We start from the raw sequence: 16,715 nt of genomic DNA, 5'->3' as shown, positions 1-16,715 counted from the left end.
GGCCGGGACCGAGACTGTCCCGGCCGCACCGCCTGGAGCGAGTTGGCTCAGATCTCAGTGAGCAGTCTCGTGTCCGTGGGCTGTGCCGGTTGCAGCGGCCTCCCCGCGGCTGAAGGGCCCTGCGATGAGGGACTTTCCTAGGCGAACAGCACCGCCCATGCTGCCGCAAGCCCGGCCAGCAGCCACGCGACATAGTCCCCCACGCGACCGGAGTGCACGCCCCTGAGCACGCGGACCACCGGCCGGACCGCCACCTCGACCACGGACGCGGCAAAGCGACGACGGTTGTAGAGGGAGGCCGCGGCGATCCCAGCGGCAGCCGCCGCTGTCAGGAACCCGAGCCCGACGCTCGACGGCTCCCACCACGCGGCCGCCTCAGCGGCCTTGGCCGCGTACGCGCCGGAACCCTCGAGCACCGCAGCCACGTAGCCGCTGCGATCCATGAAGCGGCCGGCTGCTTCCACCGCCGCAGCACCCAGCGCCGGGACAAGCCCGAGCGCCAGGCCTCCGGCGAGCAGCCCGGCTGCCGGAGCCACCATCGACGCCGGGGTACCGTGCTGGCCGATTGGGACCTCGATCTGTTCCTCGTCCCCGCTCATTCCTTCGGCCTCGACGCCGTGGGGCGGGCCGCCGGCGCCGAGGAAGATCCGCGCGCCGACGCGCAGCACGGCGCCTCCGGTCACCGCCGAGACCGCCATCATGAGCACGGGCCCCCATATCCCGCCGTCGCTGGCCAAGGCATGCTCCGCCAGCCCCTTCCCAAGCCCGACGGCGAAGGGCGGAGCTCCGGCGAGCGCGACCCCGGCGGCCAGGAATAAGGTGCCGAGCAGTCGGGCATCCCGCCCCCGCCCGTACAGCGTGTACTCGTCGACACTGCCGTACTTGTTGAGCATGATGCCGCTGAGCAGGAACAGTGCGCCCTTGACCGCGGCGTGGCCCAGGACGTAAACCGCAACGCCGCCGAGCGCTTCGGAGGAGCCGGACCCCAGGACGACCATGAAGACACCCATGTGGCCGATGGTCGAGTAGGCAAGCAACCTCTTGATGTGCCGCTGCAGGAAACACATGATGCTGCCGACGACGGCGGTCGCCACCCCTAGGACGAGGAAGACATGCTGCGCCGAGGACGCGATGCCCGTGCCGCTGAACCCGGCCCAGTACACCCGTGCCACCCCGTACAGTCCGAGCTCGACCATCACCCCCGAAAAGAGGACGCAGACCGGCGACGGCGCGACGGCGTGCGCGTCGTCGAGCCAGAAGTGGAACGGGACGACGGCACCCTTCACCAGGAAGCCCGTGCAGAGCAGGATGAAGGCGACCGCCACCAGCGGGCTGCGGTCCCCGGCCAGCTCCTGCGAGAGCGCGGCCAGGTTCAGGCTTCCGGTCCGGGCATACAGCAGCGCCACGCCCATCAGCGAAATATAGGCGGCCAGCGAATTGATGATGCCGAAGTTGATGGCGCCGTGCACCGCCGAGGGATCCTCGCTCTTGAGGCCGGTGAGGGCATAGGCGGCCACCCCCATCAGCTCGAAGAAGACGAACATGGTGAACACGTCCCCCGCGAGCGCGAAGCCCGTCATCCCGGCCAGGAAGAGCACCATGAGGCCGTGGTAGTGCACAGTGTCGGACTGGAAGTAGCGCCAGGAGAAGACCAGCGAGGCGATCATGAGCACCGCCGCGAGCAGCGCCAGCCCGGTGCCCACCTGGTCACCGACCAGCGCGATCCCCACCGCGCGGCCCCCGTGCGGCTGCCAGCCGCCCATCCAGTACACCAGCCGCTCCGACCCGGACGCCGCGAGCATGACGGCGTCGAGCACGAGCGCCGTGAGCGCAGCGGCCCCGGCGATCACGTCGGCGGCCCGGCGCGGAAGGTAGCGGCCGACGGACAGCAGCGCGCAGGCGGCCAGAATAAGCACGATCACGGCCGTGGGCATGAGCACGGAGGGGGAAACCATCTCTCAACCCTCCAGCCGGCCGAGACGGTCCGGGTCGATATCCCGGTGCCGCTTGGCTATCTGGATCACGAGCGCGAGCAGCATTGACGTCACCGCTGCGGAAACGACGATGTCCGTCAGGGTCAGGGCCTGCACCACCGGGTCAACAACCGGGGTGTTCCGGCCCACCTGGCTGCCGAAAACGGGCGCCAGCCCGCCGTACTGAAAGCCGACGGCCAGCAGCAGGACGTAGGTGCCGGACTGTGCCACCGACAGGCAGACGACGGTGTGGACCAGATTGCGGCTGGTGGCCACGCCAAAGATGCCCAGCAGCATCACCGCCGCGGCGACGGCATATGCGTAGTAAGTCACGTCGCAGCCCCCTCCTCGGGCCCCGGCCCGGTTCGGCCGCCCTGGTCCGCGCGGATGGCGAGCGTCTGGTCAAGGAAACTGGAGAGCAGAATGACGACGCTGCTGCACACGGTCATGCCCACCGCAATGTTGAACAGCGGCACAGTCCCCGCGGACACGAAGTCGGCGAGCTGACCCTGCGGGACGACGTTTGCGAACAGGGCGGACCCGAAGGCCGCACCGGCGATCCCCAAGGCACCGAAGAGCACGACGCCGAGCGCCTCGCCCTGGTGGAACCAGTCGAGCGGCCGCAGCCTGTGCAGGAGCGAGAACCGGCCGCCGACGTAGAGCAGGTGGATGCCGGTGGAGAGCACGACGCCGCCTTGGAACCCGCCGCCGGGGGTGACGGCCCCGTGCGCGACGACGTTCGCCGCGAGCACGATGGTGAGCGGAAACAGGACATAGACCAGCAGGCTCGTCGACTCGAGCACACGCCCGCTGTCCTTGACCTCACGGCGTCGTTCGCCGCGCACCGGCCGCAGCAGCGCCGCGACGCCTACCACTGCGCAGAACAGGATCGTCTCCTCGCCGAAGGTGTCGAAGCCGCGCTGGTCGAAATTGATGCTCGAGACGGCATTCGCCGTGTTGTGCCCGTAGGTCGCAGCAACGGCCGCATCCCGGTAGGGGTGGGTGCTCCCGCCGAACCCGGGCAGGCCGGCGAAGGCCAGGGCCATCATGGCGGCGAACACGGCAAGGCCGGCCCCGAGGACACCGAGGCGCGCGCTGCGCCTCATGGCTGCTCCTCACCGCCCGCGGCCTTCTCGCGCTCACGCCGGATGATGTCGATCTTCCGGATGCTGAGCACCACGATCAGCGGGACCACGGCCGTGCCGATTGCTATCTGGCTGAGCGCGACGTCGGGGGCCTGGAGGACCACGAACATGATGGAGAGCAGAACGCCGTAACAGGAGAGGACGACGGCCTGCCGCGAGGGGATCCGGGTGAAGACGACGGCGGCGGCACCGACGAGCACCAGCGTGAGGCTTACGGCAATCAGTACGTTGCCCAGGACGCCGCCTGTCATTCCGGTGACCGCCCCACGTCCAGGCCCCGCTCCTCGGCGAGCTTGCGCCCGACGGCCACCGTCACCGCCGGCGAACTGAACACCACCACCAACGTGGTCAGGACGATGGTCGCGCTGGCCAGCGAGATTCCAAAGTAGATGACCCCTGCCACTGCCATCAGCGGCACGGCCAAGGTAGTCACCGGGGCGACGAAGTGCAGCCGGGCGAGCGGATCCCTGGCGAATGCGGCACCGAGGCAGCCGAACGCCGCGGCCAGCACCCCCAGCCCGGCGAAAACTGCCTGAAGGACCACCAGGATCACTGCTCACTCACCGCCTGCTCCTCGTCCCGTCCCTCGTCGATTCCGCGCTTGAGGAGCCTCGTGAAGACGAGGGTCCCCGTGGAGGCCAGCACCGCCAGCACCAGGGGCACGATCAAGTAGGAGGACTGGCCGACGGCGGCGGAAAGCCCCGTCAGCACCATGACGCCACAGGCGGAGAGCAACTGCAGTCCGACCAGGCGCTGAATGCTGCTGCCGCGCAGTGCCAGCAGCAGGCCCGGGGCCACGGCCACGACGAGAAGGGCCAGCGTTGCGGCCAGCCAGACGGCGGAGGCTTCCATTCAGCTCTCCCGCCGTGACTCCGCGGCCACCTGGTCATCCAGCCGCGGCCATCCCTCCACCAGCGTGTGCACCTGGACGCGGTGCTGCCGCGGATCGGAATCGAAGACCACCGAGCCCGGCGTCGCGGAAAGCGCGACCATCGCCCCGGCCCGCCAACCGGTGGCGGCGGGGCTGTCACCGGCGGGCATCGGCTTTTCACCAAGGTCCTGCGTCTGAGGCCCCGGCAGCCAGCGGGCGAGCCGAAGCGTGTCCGCGACGGCGGCGGCCGGGACCAGGGCGACCCACCGGAACCAGGCTCCCCTCAGCGCAGCGGTGAAGCCCATCGCGAGCCGGGCCGCCCGGGCCAGCACCGCACCGGCAAGGGCAGCCGCGCCGGCCGTTGCGGCTTCGGGGAGCGTCACCGTGGAGGCAGTCGCCAGCCATGACAAGGTCCCGGCGACCCACCAGAGGGCAAGCTCCGCAAGGGCCCCGGCGACGCCGCGCGCCCCTGGAAGCCCGAAAAACCGCCGTACCGCTCCGGTCCGCTCCATGATGTGCGCCACGCTATGCGCCGCCGCGGCAGAGTTCAAGCCGACGCGACGCTGCCGCACAGTTCAACTGCCGTTAGCCCCTGCGTCGCCGTCGGTTCAGTCCGCATGGTGAGAATCGGGCGGGTGAGTTCACCATGCAAAGCCCATGCGGGCGAAAGTGTTTCCCTGTCCCCCTCGCGCCGCGGTTTCCTGGCCGCCGCGTTGACCGGAGCCGCCCTGACGCTGGCCCCGATGTCCTTCGCCGCGGCTGATACCGGCACCAGCCGGACCAAGACGATCACCGGGCATCTGGACCCCGGCGCCGCGGACTTCGTGTACCTGCCCGTGCAGATCCCGGCCGGCGTCAACAAGATCAGCGTCTCCTACAGCTACAGCAAGCCCGCAGTGGCCTCCGGGCTGCTGACCAACGCCTGCGACATCGGCGTCTTCGACGAAAAGGGCACCGACCTCGCCGGCAAGGGTTTCCGCGGCTGGTCCGGCGGTTTCCGCACCGAATTCTTTATCAGCGCCGCAGAAGCCACCCCCGGCTACCTGCCCGGGCCGGTGGGGAAGGGCACCTGGAACATCGCCCTGGGACCGTACCAGGTGTCCGAGCAGGGAATGGACTACACGGTCAACGTCACCCTCGACTACGGGCCCGACGGCGCAGCGTTCCGCCCGCAGTACCCGGCGCAGCAGATCGCCGGCCGCGGCGCCGGGTGGTACCGCGGGGACGCGCACCTGCACACCGTCTACTCCGACGGCAAGCGCACCCCCGCCGAAGTGGCGGCGGGCGCGCGGGCGGCGAAGCTGGACTTCATGATCAGCACCGACCACAACACTCCTGCCTCCCACGGGGTATGGGGTCCACTCGCCGGCAACGACCTGTTGATCCTCACGGGCGAGGAAGTCACCACCCGCAACGGCCACTACCTGGCGCTCGGCCTCGAACCCGGGGAATGGATCGACTGGCGCTACCGCGCCCGCGACAAGGGCTTCGAGCAGGAAGCCCGGCGCATCCGTTCCTCCGGCGGCATCGTGGTACCGGCCCACCCCTACTGCCCGTACGTCGCCTGCCGCTGGAAGTTCGGCTACGACAACGCCGACGCGGTGGAAGTTTGGACGGGTCCGTGGACCGCCGACGACGAGTACGCCATCAACAGCTGGGACTCCATGCTCGCCCAGTCCGTCCGCACCGGCGACCGCTGGCTGCCGGCCATGGGCAACAGCGATGCCCACAGCGTCCCCCAGGTCATCGGCCTGCCGCACAACGTGGTCAACGCCGCCGCCCTGTCACGGGATGCGCTCCTTGACGGCATCCGCCAGGGCCGCAGCTGGATCGCCGAATCCGCCGACATCTCCCTCGATTTCACCGTCAGCTCAGGCGGCCGCACTGCCGGCGTCGGCGAGCGCCTCAGGGCAGCCGATGACGCCCGGGTGACGGTCACGGCGAAGGTCACCGGCGTCCCGAACGGCGTGGTGCGCTTCATCACCGATGAGGGCCAGACCCAGCAGGTCACCCTCCCGGCAACCGGCGAAGGGACCAGCACCTGGGTCACGACGCCGCAGCTCGCCGCGTACGTGCGCGTCGAAGTCCGCCACCCCATGGCCGATGGCAGCCCCAGCAACGGAACCGCCATGGGCACGACCCTGCTGCTCGGGCCCATGGCCGCCCTGAGCAACCCGATCTTCCTCGGCGTGGCCTAGGAAGACCCGTCGGCGGCTGTGGTTCCGGCACACCCGGAACCACAGCCGCCGTCGACAGTCGCAGGGCACCGGTCTAGGCTGGGAAGACGTTCGAAAACGGAGGAGGAATGATGTCCAGCTCCACCAACGACGGGCCGTCCGAGCTCGACGATGTGATTGAACCTCATGACGACGCGCTGCCCCGCAAGTCCCGCTACGGCCACTCCAAGATGCACGACCACGTCGACGACGACGCGCTGGCACTCGCCACGGAACAGGAGCGGGTGGACGCGGGCCTCGCCGACTATGCCCCCGATGAAGTTCCCGGGGCGACCGACCCGCTGCCGCCTGGCTCATCCGAACGGGCCGACCGGGCCCAGCGCGGGCTGGCAGGCGAGCCGCCGGAGCACGAGGACTAGCCCGGGAGGATCAGTCGTTGCAGGTGCAGCGCTGTTCCTGCGGAACGTCGGCCATCACCAGGTCGACGTGTTCCCCGCACCCGGCCCAGGTGACCTTGCCGCAACGATTGCAGCCAACTGCAGCACACATAATGAACTCCTTCGTCAGATATGTCGTCGGGCGCCTCCGATGCGGCGCCCCTAAAACAATAATACCCCCTAGGGTATGAACGATGGTGTTTGATCGAGTAGCGCCGGCTCAGCGGGAGACAGGAGAAGCGAATGCCGAAGACAGACAAGGGCGGCACGGCACGGCAGAACGAACTGCCCGGTACGCTGCAGCGCTCGGACCGCAAGGCGCAGGAGACATTCGCCAAAGCCCACGATGCCGCGGCTGCGGAGTACTCCGACGAGGAGCGCGCGCACCGGGTGGCGTACAGCGCGCTGAAGCACACGCACGAGAAGGTCGGCGACCGCTGGGAGAAGAAGGACAAACCGGGTCCCTCGGATAGCCGGGCGGCGGGAGGCCGGAACAGCCCGGCTTCGACTGCCGGAGGCGTCGATGCCAACGCCTCGAAGGCCCACCTCTACGAGATCGCCCAGCGCCTCGATGTGCCCGGCCGCTCCTCGATGTCCAAACCCGAACTGGTCGAGGCCATCAGGAAGGCCAACGAGCAGAAGACACGCAAGGCCTCGGAGTAGCGGGCGCGGCGGGGTCAGCGCCGCATCAGGCTTTCGCAGGCGGCGACCTGGTCGAAGACCGCCTGGGCGCGGCGGCGGGGCGTGGACGGATCGGCCACACCCAGCCGAGCCATGGCCGCGGCCTCCGCCGTCGTCGCCAAGGAGTTTCCGGCCCGCGAGAGTTCCCGGTGCACCTCGATCAGGGCCCCGGGTATGTCGAGTTCCTCACTGGGCGCCCGGTAATGCGCCTCGCGGCAGACCGCCCGCACGCGCGGCAGCAAGGCCGCCAGGTCGTTGGCGAGGGCGGCCAGGTCGTTATAGAGGGCGTCGTCGTCCACCCCCTCGAGCACCTGGTGGTAGCGATCCAGGCCGCGGCGGAAGCGGTCGTGGGCGCGCCGCCACACGCCCTTGCCGAGTTCGGCGTCGTCCCGCCGGGCCTGCCGTGCCGCGGCGAAGAAAGCCAACCGCTCCGCCTAGAGGTACTGTCCGGGGCCGGTGGCCTCACCAGGAGGCTGCTTGCCCTCGCGGCCGGGAGCGGCGCGTCGGGGCTGGCCGTTTTCTCCGATGACGATGCCGGGCGCAATCACGGTTCCGGGCGGAAGTTCGCGGAACTGCCGCTGCGCAGCCGCGTGTTGGAGCGAGATTTGCTGGGCCGCCAACGCCGTCTGGATGCCGTGGAACAACCCCTCGAGCCAGCCCACCAGCTGTGCCTGGGCGATCCTCAGCTCGGCGTCGGACGGAATCTGGGCTTCGGTGAACGGCAGGTGGATGCGGTGCAGCTCCTCGACCAGTTCGGGGGCAAGGCCGTCCTCGAGCTCACGGATGGACCGCTCGTGGATTTCGGCCAGCCGGGTGCGGGCGGCCTCGTCGAGCGGGGAATTGCGCACCTCCTCGAGCAGCTGACGGACCATCGTGCCGATGCGCATGACCTTGGCTGGCTGGTCAACGAGCTCCTGGAGCTGCGGGGGTTCACCGCCTTGGTGCTGTTCGATGCGGTGCTCAGGGCCGTCGGCGTGGCCGTCCGTGACACGGCCTTCGGTAACAGTCTCATCCTGTTCACTCATGGGTTCATACTCTCACGTCGGTTCTGCCCCGTCCTTCGGTAGCGCGAAGGCCGCGGCGGGACATTGTGAGTGTCCCGCCGCGGCCTCCATACGGTCGCTGTGCCGTCAGCTGCAGCAGCGCTCCCTAGCAGCAGCGGCCCTGCGGATTGGCGTCCTGGCGGTCCGTCTTGTCGCGCCAGAATTCCTTCGCGGTCATGGCCGGCGCCTCACAGGCGGTGCGTCGGTGGTGGGCGAGGTACTGCTCATACGCGTCCTCGCCCAGTACCGCCTTAAGGTAGGCGCCCAGGCTTTTCAGCCCGCGTCCCAGCCGTGCCGGTGCAGTGCTCAATGCCCGGCTCCGGCAGGCACCGGTTCGCGGCCCGCTTCGGTCCACTCAGCGAGGACCGCCTTCTCCTCCTTTGTGGCCATCATGCCGGCGGGAGCGAAGATGCGGGACGGAACCGCAGGGTCCTCCGTATCCGGGCCCAACGACGCCGGCCCGTTGCGGAATGCGCGCCAGGTGACCCGCAGCGCGGCGAGGATGACGACGATGGACAGGACGACGAAGACGATCGACAGGGTGCCTTGGACGGTGGTGTTGCGCACCACGGCCTCCATGGCGGCGACGGTCTTGGCGGTGCCGAACGATGTCTTGCCCTGCGAGAGGGCGTGCTGGAACGCGTTGTGCTGCGCCCAGTAACCCACGGCGGGAACCGGAGAGAAGATCTTCTGGAACGATGCCGAAATTGTCACCACGGCGGCGAAGGCCAGCGGCAGCGCCACCACCCAGAGGTGCCTGAAACTGCCGCGCTTGGCGACGATCGCGAGGCAGACCGCGAGGGCGATAGCCGCGAGCAGCTGGTTGGCGATGCCGAACAGCGGGAACAGCGTGTTGATGCCGCCGAGCGGGTCGGTCACGCCCATCAGCAGGACGGCGCCCCAGGCGGCGACCATGACCGCCGTCGTCAGCCAGGCACCCGGACGCCAGGAGGTGTCCTTGAAACGGGGCACGAAGTTGCCGATCGAATCCTGCAGCATGAAGCGCGCCACCCTGGTGCCGGCGTCGACCGCCGTGAGGATGAAGAGCGCCTCGAACATGATGGCGAAGTGGTACCAGAAGCTCATCAGGGCCGGCCCGCCGAACAGCTGGTGCATGATGTGGGCCAGGCCGACGGCGAGGGTGGGCGCGCCGCCGGTGCGCGAGACGATGCTCTGCTCGCCCACGTCCTTGGCCGTCTGGGCCAGGGTGCCGGCGTCGAGCTGCACTCCGGTAAGACCCAGCGAGTTCACGAAGGAGACGGCCCCTTCGACGGTCCCGCCGGTCGCAGCCGGGGCGGCGTTCATGGCGAAGTAAATGCCGCGATCAATCGACAGCGCGGCGACCAGCGCCATGATGGCCACGAAGGATTCCATCAGCATGCCGCCGTAGCCGATGAACCGGGTCTGACGCTCCTTCTCGATCAGCTTCGGCGTGGTGCCCGAGGAGATTAGCGCGTGGAAGCCCGAGAGCGCCCCGCAGGCGATGGTCACGAACAGGAACGGGAAGAGCGCTCCGGAGACCACCGGCCCGTTGTCCTTGCCGGCGAACTCGCTGAACGCGGGGACGTTGATCTCGGGGCGGACGACGACGACGGCCACCGCGAGCATGACGATGGTGCCGATCTTCATGAAGGTCGAAAGGTAGTCCCGGGGAGCGAGCAGCAGCCAGACCGGCAGGACCGCGGCGATGAAGCCGTAAATGATGATGCCCCACGCGATGGTGGTGCGGTCCAGGTGGAAGAAGGCGGCGCCCCATTCGGTCTTGGAGACGATGCCGCCGCCGATGATCGCGGCCATCAGCAGGACGAAGCCGATGATGGAGACCTCGGTGACCTTGCCCGGGCGCCAGAAGCGCAGGTACAGACCCATCAGGAGGGCGATCGGGATGGTCATGGAGACAGAGAAGACGCCCCACGGGCTCTCACCCAGGGCGTTGACGACGACCAGCGCCAAGATGGCGACGATGATGATCATGATGAGCAAGGTGGCCACCAGGGCCGCGGTGCCCCCGATGAGCCCGAGCTCCTCGCGCGCCATCTGGCCGAGCGAGCGGCCGCCGCGGCGCATGGAGAAGAACATCACAAGGTAGTCCTGGACGGCGCCGGCGAGGACGACCCCGACGATGATCCAGATGGTCCCCGGCAGGTAGCCCATCTGGGCTGCGAGCACGGGTCCCACCAGGGGGCCGGCTCCGGCGATGGCGGCGAAATGGTGGCCGAAGAGGACGTTGCGGTCCGTGGCGACGAAGTCCTTGCCGTCCGCCTTGTACTCCGCCGGGGTGGCGCGCCGGTCATCCGGCTTGAGCAGGTACTTCTCGATGTACTTCGAATAGAAGCGGTAGCCGATGAGGTAGGTGCAGACGGCGGCGAACACGAACCAGATCGCGTTGACGCTTTCACCGCGGACGACGGCGAGCACCACCCAGGCGACGCCGCCCAGGAGGGAGATCGCAGCCCAGAGGGCGATCCTCGCCGGCGTCCATTTGGCAGTCTTGCGTTCCGCTTCGGGGTCCAGGACCACCGGCGGGAGCGCCGGGTCCTGGGTCAGCACAGCGTGGTCCCCCGCGCCGCCGCGTGCTGAAGTGCGCTGATCGCGCTCAGACATGGATTTCCCCTCGTGATGTTGTGGAGTGGTCTACATCACGAGGCTAACAGTCCCCCTGGGGGTATCCGGGCCCGCGGGCGGGGCGCCACCGCGCCTGATCGGTGAGCGGCGCATCCGGTGCGACGATCGGTCCAGCCGGGTCCCCTTGCCGGCGCTCCCCGGCACGTGCTGCGTTGCGCTCAGGCCAGCAGCAGGACCTTGCCCACATGCTCCCCGGAGTCGAAATACTCATGCGCGGCGGCAGCCTGCGCGAGCGGGAAGGTCCGGCTGACCTGCGGCTGGACGGACCCGTCCTCGATGAGGGGCCACACGTGCTCGCGCACGGCGGCCATGATCGCACCCTTTTCCGCCGCCGGGCGCGCGCGCAGGGTCGTGCCGATGACGGCAGCACGCTTGGCCATGAGCTTGCCAAGGTCCAGCTCCGCCTTGGCGCCGCCCTGCAGCCCGATCACCACAAGCCTTCCGTAGAGTGCCAGCGCATCGAGGTTGCGGTCCAGGTACTTCGCACCGATCACGTCGAGAATGACGTCGGCCCCGCGCCCGTCGGTGTGCTCGCGCACCTCCGCCACGAAGTCGTCCTCGTTGTAGTTGATGCTGACATCGGCCCCGAGGAATCTCGTGGTGCCGAACTTCTCGGCACTTCCCACCGTGGTGATCACCGTCGAGCCGAAGGCCTTGGCCATCTGGATCGCCATCGTGCCAATGCCGCCCGCACCGCCGTGGATGAGCACCGTCTCCCCGGGCTGCAGCTGCGCGGTCATATAGAGATTGGAGTACACAGTGGCGGCCACCTCCGGCAGCGCCGCCGCGCTGACCAGGTCCAGTCCTTTGGGCACCCGCAGGACCTGCTCGGCCGGGACCGCCACCTGCTGGGCGTACCCGCCGCCCGAGAGAAGTGCGACGACGGGGTCCCCTTTGGTGAACGGTTTGGTCACCTCCGGCCCGAAGGCGGCGATGCGCCCGGACACTTCCAGGCCGGGAATCTCGGATGCGCCGGGCGGCGGCGGGTAGAACCCCCGGCGCTGCTGCACGTCGGCGCGGTTGATTCCGGCAGCGACGACGTCGATCAGCACTTCCCCGGGGCCGGGCACAGGGGCGTCGACCTCCTGGACCTGGAGCACCTCGGGACCGCCGGGCTTCGCGATGACAACCGCTTTCATGCCTATCCTCCGCTAGTCTTTCGCGCCCGGCTGCGTTTGTTTCTGCTTTTGTCTGAGCCGAGCCCGCTATGAAACACTACTAGCTAAGGAAGGTTGTCCGAGCGGCCGATGGAGCTGGTCTTGAAAACCAGTGTGCGGTAACCCCGTACCAAGGGTTCGAATCCCTTACCTTCCGCTCCTTCTTTCCCGGAAAAGTTCCCGGACGCGAAGCAATCCGGCCAAGGGGGCAGCCTGGCCGGATTGCCCGGAAAGCCCTCCCCATACGGTTGAGACCGGAGGGACTTCCCATGCTGGGGCCCCAGCGCTCTCGATTTTGTCACCAAAATCCGGCACCGGCTAGGGCGTTCGCGGCTTTCGTCTATTCGGTGTAGGAAGCGTCCGTGACACGCTCAGGGTCACTGTTCTCGCACGCCGGGTTGCTGCAGTGGTGCGGAACGTCGTCCTGGGCGCTCTTTTCGCCGTACTCCATCTCAACGATCCGGTGCATGACGAACGGATGTCCGCACAGCTTGCATTTGAGTTCGCTCATGGAATCTGCTCCCGTCTGCGGTGGTCTGCCTAGCGTGCCACCGCTGCACCTCTCCCGGCTAGGGTGCCAGCATGCCTCCGTCGACGGCAAGTGAAACCGCGGCTGTTGATCCGCTCAGCGGGCTGGCCAGGTATCTTATGGCCGCTCGTGGCCGGCGTCGCCGATCCGCATGAATTTCACTGATCCGCCCCTGCCTTCGTTCCTGTCGTTTCCATTGGTGTTAGGCCCTCCAGCTCCGCCTCCGATTCGGCAATGAGTCCGCGCTGGTGGAGCTCCGCCCAGAGGGAGTCGGGAACGCCTTGCTGCACCAAGGCGAGATTCTGTTCCACCTGGGCTGCGTTCCGCATGCCCACGACGACGCTGAGCACCGACGGCTGCCGGAAGGAGAAGGCGAGCGCCGCTGCGGGAAGGGTTGTGCCGTGCCTTTCGCAGATGTCGGCCAGGAGATTGGTACGCGCGAGCACCCGCTCCGGCGCAGGAGCGTAATTGTAGGTAGCGTCGCTGGCCGGCCGGTTCTTTGAGAGCAGCCCGGAGTTGAAGACCCCCACATTGACGATGCCTACGTTCCTTTGAGCGCAGGCCGGGATAAGGTCACGCAACGCCCCCTGTTCCAGCAGGGTGTAGCGCCCTGCCAGCATGATGACGTTGACGTCGGCTTCGGTGACGAAGCGGTGCAGCATCTCGGACTGGTTCATTCCAACCCCGTACGCGCCGATCACTCCCTGGGACCTGAGCTCCGCGAGCGCGGGCACGGCGCCGTTGATCGCTTCCGTCCAGTAGTCATCAGGGTCATGGATGTAGACGATGTCGATGCGGTCGGTGCCGAGCCTCTCGAGGCTTTCCTCGATCGACCGCTTCACGCCGTCCGCGGAGTAGTCACGCACCCGCATCAGGTCATCCGGAACGTCAAATTCTTCAGTGTCACGGCCGCCCCGCGTCGGGTTGGCCCGCAACAGCCGGCCGATCTTGGTCGAGAGCACGTACTCGTTGCGGGGTCGGTCCCGCAATGCTTGACCGAAGCGGCGCTCCGACAGGCCAAGACCATAGTGGGGTGCCGTGTCGAAGTACCGTATGCCTGCCTCCCAGGAGGCATCGAGGGCGGCGTACGCATCCTCATCTTCAACGCTGCGGTAGAGATTGCCGATGGGCGCCCCTCCGAAACCGAGCGTGGTGAGAGCGAGCGCCGTTCCGGGGATGGTCCGGGTTTGCATTGCTGTCTGCACGTTTAGTCCTTGTCGTCGGATAGATGTTCGTCGAGCCCATAGAAGCGTGCGGCGGTCCGCCAGGCTACCGCCTTCCGGTCTTCGTCCCCGGCGCCCCTGAGCGCCGTGTTGAGCACGAGGTCCACCCATTCGGAGTATCCGGAACGGCCGGCGAAGGAGACCGGCCAGTCGCTGCCGACCATGCACCGTTCCGGACCAAAGATCAGCAGGGTCTCCTCGAGGAAGGGCAGCGCCTGGCCTCGCAAAGGGATGTCGGGCGCAGCCTCGGCGCCCGCTCCGGAAAGCTTCACGCTGACATTCGGCAGGACGGCAAGCCGCCGAAGGTCCGCCGCCCAGGCAGTAGAAGCGGCGGCACCCCACCCGTCCGCTATCGGAGGCTTGCCCATATGGTCCAGCACAATGCTGAGTCCGGGCAGTCGGCTGGCGAATTCGGCCAGCACCGGCAACTGCGAGTGCCGGACACAGGCGTCGAACGTCAATCCGGACCTCGCAACTCTTGCTGCACCAGCAACGGTGTCGGCCGCCAGGATGAAGGAATCATCCTGATCCTGGAAGAGCCGCCGGACTCCCCGGACCAGCGGCCGCTGCAGCAGTTGCTCGACGTTCGCGCTCACCGCGTCGCCGCGCTCGATCGGAGCTAAGGCGACGATGGCGGACAGCTGCGGCCACGTCGGGCCGAGGCTCGTCACCCAATCGACCTCAGCAAGCCACTGCCGATCCGAGCAGGCCGCCTGCACGAAGACGCTCCCCCGCGTGTCGCCGTCCGAATACGGGACATCCGACGGAAGGAACGGACGGTTCAGCCGGGGTTCGTTGTCCAACCAGCCATAGTCGAGCCGTGCCGGGTCCCAGACATGAACATGAGCGTCAAGAACCTTCATCGGCGCCCCGCCGGTCCGTGCCATCGGCCACCACGCCGATGGTGAGCAGAAGGTTCGCATAAGGACGAGTGTCTCCGCTCGCGATAACGACGGCGACGTCCGGGCTGCGGGCGGCGTTGTAGAAATCGAAGCGCTCGTGGGACGTGAACGGCACTTCCGCTCCGAGCGCCCGTTGGTACCCGCGGACCGCCTCGGTCCATCGACCGTCAGGCGGAGCCATGACCGCTGCCGCCTCGATCGGTACGGCGTCGATCAGTACTTCGAGGATGTGGTCCACGGTGAGCAGTCCAGGCCTCAGATTGAGCGCGATGCGCGCGGCCGAAGCCGGGGCCCCGGTGTTGTGCGGGTAGTTGCCGTCGGCGATGAGGATCTGCGACCCATGCCCGGACTCGGCGAGAGCGCGAATCAGGCCGGGATGAGTCAGGCCGTAATTGATCATGCCTGGTCTTCAATCCGTCCGGTGGCGAACGCTGTTCCCAGGGAAGTCTGGGTCGCCCTCCGAGCCTGCTCGGCACGGCCAACGGCCGAGGCTTTCCAGTAGTCGCCGAGGGGAAACGCATACTTCTGCAGTGTGCCTTCGCGGATCTCCGCCGAATATCCCGGCGCATCGGGAAGCACATAGGCCCCCTCGTTGACGATGCACGGCTGGACGAAGTGCTCGTGAAGATGGTCCACGAACTCAGTCACCCGCCCGGTGAGGTCGCCGGAAACCGCCAGGTAATCGAAGATCGACAAATGCTGCACGAGTTCGCACAGGCCCACGCCTCCGGCGTGCGGGCAGACCGGCACCCCGAATTTCGCTGCCATCAACTGGACGGCAAGGACCTCGTTCACGCTCCCCAAGCGGCATGCATCCAGCTGGCAGAAGTCGATGGCGCCCGCCTGGAAGAGTTGTTTGAAGAGCACTCGGTTCATACCGTGCTCCCCGGTTGCAACGCCCACGGGTTGAACCGCCTTGCGGATCTCGGCGTGGCCGAGGATGTCGTCCGGACTGGTGGGTTCCTCAATCCACAGCGGACGGAACTCCGACAGTTGCTTGACCCACTCGATCGCCTCCGGAACGTCCCAGACCTGATTCGCATCGATCATCAGGTTGCCCTCCGGGCCGATCACCTCGCGCGCGATGCCCAGCCGGCGGATGTCGTCCTCCAGCGAGGCACCCACTTTGAGCTTGATGTGCCGGTACCCCTCGTCCACGGCTTCCTGGCAAAGCCGGCGGAGTTTCTCGTCGGAATAGCCGAGCCATCCGGCAGAGGTGGTGTAGCAGGGATAGCCCCGCTGCTGCAGTTCCGCCAGCCGCGCGTCACGGGACGGGACCAGAGCCCTCAGAATGCCGACGGCTTCTTCCTTTGTCAGGACGTCGGAGAGATAGCTCAGGTCGGCCGCCTCAACAACCTGTTCCGGAGTCATGTCCGCCAGCAACTGCCAAAGAGGCTTCCCGGCCCGGCGGGCAGCGAGATCCCACACAGCGTTCATGACCGCGCCCAGGGCGAGATGCTCAACACCTTTGTCCGGCCCAAGCCAACGCAACTGCGAATCGGACTTCAGCCCGCGGTAGGTGGTCCCTAGGGCCTCGCAAATCTCACCCACGTCGCGCCCCAGCAACGGCCGGCTCCTCACCTCGATCCCTGCGGCACAAAGGTCGTTCCCTCGACCGATCGTGAATGTAAAACCGCAGCCGTATAGGGACGGGTCGTCAGTTTTCAGCACGACATAGGCCGCGGAATAGTCCCCGTCCTTGTTCATCGCGTCGGAGCCGTCGGCTGAGAGCGAAGTTGGGAAACGCACGTCGTACACGTCGTATCCGATGATCTGTGTCAAGGGACTACCTCCAGCGGGAGTCTTGGTCCGGGGCATTGCCAACAATAAAAGATCGGATGACTTTGCCGACCTGCGGCTTAGGCTAGCCCAGATACCCCAGAGAGCCAAGAGATACATCTGATGAAAACGGTAGACTGACCAAAGACTTGCCGCCGCGCGATCGAGAAAAG

Annotated in this window: 20 protein-coding genes and 1 tRNA gene; 4 read left to right on the top strand and 17 right to left on the bottom strand. The window is 67.5% G+C overall.

The window, feature by feature from the left end; all coding sequences use genetic code 11:
* Positions 1-137 precede the first annotated feature (137 nt).
* From KIH31_RS13455 to KIH31_RS13425, 7 genes are read right to left on the bottom strand one after another with little or no spacing between them, the layout of a single operon-like run.
* Positions 138-1,955, bottom strand: a complete 1,818-nt coding sequence (locus KIH31_RS13455) for a complex I subunit 5 family protein (protein WP_214427636.1) — start codon at positions 1,953-1,955, stop codon at positions 138-140.
* Positions 1,956-1,958: 3 nt separating this feature from the next.
* A complete protein-coding gene (locus KIH31_RS13450; RefSeq protein ID WP_214427635.1) occupies positions 1,959-2,306 on the bottom strand; it encodes a sodium:proton antiporter in 348 nt (115 codons plus the stop codon).
* Entirely contained in the window at positions 2,303-3,079 is a 777-nt protein-coding gene (locus tag KIH31_RS13445) for an MnhB domain-containing protein (protein ID WP_214427634.1), read from the bottom strand. The genes KIH31_RS13450 and KIH31_RS13445 overlap by 4 nt, the downstream gene beginning before the upstream one ends.
* Positions 3,076-3,369, bottom strand: coding sequence for a DUF4040 domain-containing protein (locus tag KIH31_RS13440; RefSeq protein WP_214427633.1), 294 nt, complete (start codon positions 3,367-3,369; stop codon positions 3,076-3,078). Before KIH31_RS13440 ends, KIH31_RS13445 begins: the two co-directional genes overlap by 4 nt.
* Positions 3,366-3,671, bottom strand: coding sequence for a monovalent cation/H(+) antiporter subunit G (locus KIH31_RS13435; RefSeq protein WP_214427632.1), 306 nt, complete (start codon positions 3,669-3,671; stop codon positions 3,366-3,368). Before KIH31_RS13435 ends, KIH31_RS13440 begins: the two co-directional genes overlap by 4 nt.
* The gene (locus KIH31_RS13430) at positions 3,668-3,970 is read right to left on the bottom strand and encodes a monovalent cation/H+ antiporter complex subunit F (protein WP_214427631.1); all 303 of its coding nucleotides are present in this window, start codon (positions 3,968-3,970) and stop codon (positions 3,668-3,670) included. Before KIH31_RS13430 ends, KIH31_RS13435 begins: the two co-directional genes overlap by 4 nt.
* Positions 3,971-4,513: a hypothetical protein gene (locus KIH31_RS13425; protein WP_214427630.1), complete on the bottom strand. Its 543-nt coding sequence runs from the start codon at positions 4,511-4,513 to the stop codon at positions 3,971-3,973.
* Between the two features lie 111 nt (positions 4,514-4,624).
* On the opposite strand from KIH31_RS13425, the gene KIH31_RS13420 reads away from it, so the two are divergent.
* The 3 genes from KIH31_RS13420 to KIH31_RS13410 all read left to right on the top strand — a co-directional run bounded on the left by KIH31_RS13420 (position 4,625) and on the right by KIH31_RS13410 (position 7,266).
* A complete protein-coding gene (locus KIH31_RS13420) occupies positions 4,625-6,187 on the top strand; it encodes a CehA/McbA family metallohydrolase (RefSeq protein WP_214427629.1) in 1,563 nt (520 codons plus the stop codon).
* A gap of 110 nt (positions 6,188-6,297) precedes the next feature.
* The gene (locus KIH31_RS13415) at positions 6,298-6,585 is read left to right on the top strand and encodes a hypothetical protein (protein ID WP_214427628.1); all 288 of its coding nucleotides are present in this window, start codon (positions 6,298-6,300) and stop codon (positions 6,583-6,585) included.
* Between the two features lie 261 nt (positions 6,586-6,846).
* Positions 6,847-7,266, top strand: coding sequence for a ChaB family protein (locus KIH31_RS13410; protein ID WP_214427627.1), 420 nt, complete (start codon positions 6,847-6,849; stop codon positions 7,264-7,266).
* Positions 7,267-7,280: 14 nt separating this feature from the next.
* On the opposite strand, the gene KIH31_RS13405 is transcribed toward KIH31_RS13410, so the two are convergent.
* The 5 genes from KIH31_RS13405 to KIH31_RS13385 all read right to left on the bottom strand — a co-directional run bounded on the left by KIH31_RS13405 (position 7,281) and on the right by KIH31_RS13385 (position 12,091).
* The gene (locus tag KIH31_RS13405; RefSeq protein WP_214427626.1) at positions 7,281-7,709 is read right to left on the bottom strand and encodes a hypothetical protein; all 429 of its coding nucleotides are present in this window, start codon (positions 7,707-7,709) and stop codon (positions 7,281-7,283) included.
* 9 nt (positions 7,710-7,718) lie between these two features.
* The gene (locus KIH31_RS13400) at positions 7,719-8,309 is read right to left on the bottom strand and encodes a bacterial proteasome activator family protein (RefSeq protein WP_214427625.1); all 591 of its coding nucleotides are present in this window, start codon (positions 8,307-8,309) and stop codon (positions 7,719-7,721) included.
* Between the two features lie 124 nt (positions 8,310-8,433).
* A complete protein-coding gene (locus tag KIH31_RS13395) occupies positions 8,434-8,637 on the bottom strand; it encodes a YbdD/YjiX family protein (RefSeq protein ID WP_214427624.1) in 204 nt (67 codons plus the stop codon).
* Positions 8,634-10,931 carry a carbon starvation CstA family protein gene (locus KIH31_RS13390; protein ID WP_214427623.1) on the bottom strand — a complete coding sequence of 766 codons (2,298 nt, stop codon included), beginning with the start codon at positions 10,929-10,931 and terminating at the stop codon, positions 8,634-8,636. The genes KIH31_RS13395 and KIH31_RS13390 overlap by 4 nt, the downstream gene beginning before the upstream one ends.
* A 179-nt stretch (positions 10,932-11,110) precedes the next feature.
* Positions 11,111-12,091: an NAD(P)H-quinone oxidoreductase gene (locus tag KIH31_RS13385; RefSeq protein ID WP_214427622.1), complete on the bottom strand. Its 981-nt coding sequence runs from the start codon at positions 12,089-12,091 to the stop codon at positions 11,111-11,113.
* Between the two features lie 87 nt (positions 12,092-12,178).
* Here KIH31_RS13385 and KIH31_RS13380 point away from each other — a divergent pair.
* Positions 12,179-12,266 (top strand) — tRNA-Ser (locus tag KIH31_RS13380).
* A 183-nt stretch (positions 12,267-12,449) separates the two neighbouring features.
* On the opposite strand, the gene KIH31_RS13375 is transcribed toward KIH31_RS13380, so the two are convergent.
* From KIH31_RS13375 to KIH31_RS13355, 5 genes are all read right to left on the bottom strand, one after another.
* Complete coding sequence (locus KIH31_RS13375) at positions 12,450-12,620, bottom strand: hypothetical protein (RefSeq protein WP_214427621.1); 171 nt, start codon at positions 12,618-12,620, stop codon at positions 12,450-12,452.
* 176 nt (positions 12,621-12,796) lie between these two features.
* On the bottom strand, positions 12,797-13,843 hold the full coding sequence (locus KIH31_RS13370; RefSeq protein WP_307857645.1) for an aldo/keto reductase: 1,047 nt from the start codon (positions 13,841-13,843) through the stop codon (positions 12,797-12,799).
* A gap of 2 nt (positions 13,844-13,845) precedes the next feature.
* Positions 13,846-14,724, bottom strand: coding sequence for an amidohydrolase (locus KIH31_RS13365; RefSeq protein ID WP_214427620.1), 879 nt, complete (start codon positions 14,722-14,724; stop codon positions 13,846-13,848).
* Entirely contained in the window at positions 14,711-15,163 is a 453-nt protein-coding gene (locus KIH31_RS13360) for an RbsD/FucU family protein (RefSeq protein ID WP_214427619.1), read from the bottom strand. Before KIH31_RS13360 ends, KIH31_RS13365 begins: the two co-directional genes overlap by 14 nt.
* Positions 15,160-16,545: an L-fuconate dehydratase gene (locus tag KIH31_RS13355; protein ID WP_214427618.1), complete on the bottom strand. Its 1,386-nt coding sequence runs from the start codon at positions 16,543-16,545 to the stop codon at positions 15,160-15,162. The genes KIH31_RS13360 and KIH31_RS13355 overlap by 4 nt, the downstream gene beginning before the upstream one ends.
* Positions 16,546-16,715 lie beyond the last annotated feature (170 nt).

The organism is Paenarthrobacter sp. DKR-5 (assembly GCF_018531425.1).
In the GTDB taxonomy this organism is placed as follows: domain Bacteria; phylum Actinomycetota; class Actinomycetes; order Actinomycetales; family Micrococcaceae; genus DKR-5.
The sequence above is the reverse complement of the archived record's forward strand: the minus strand, read 5'-3'. Positions and strand labels throughout refer to the sequence as shown.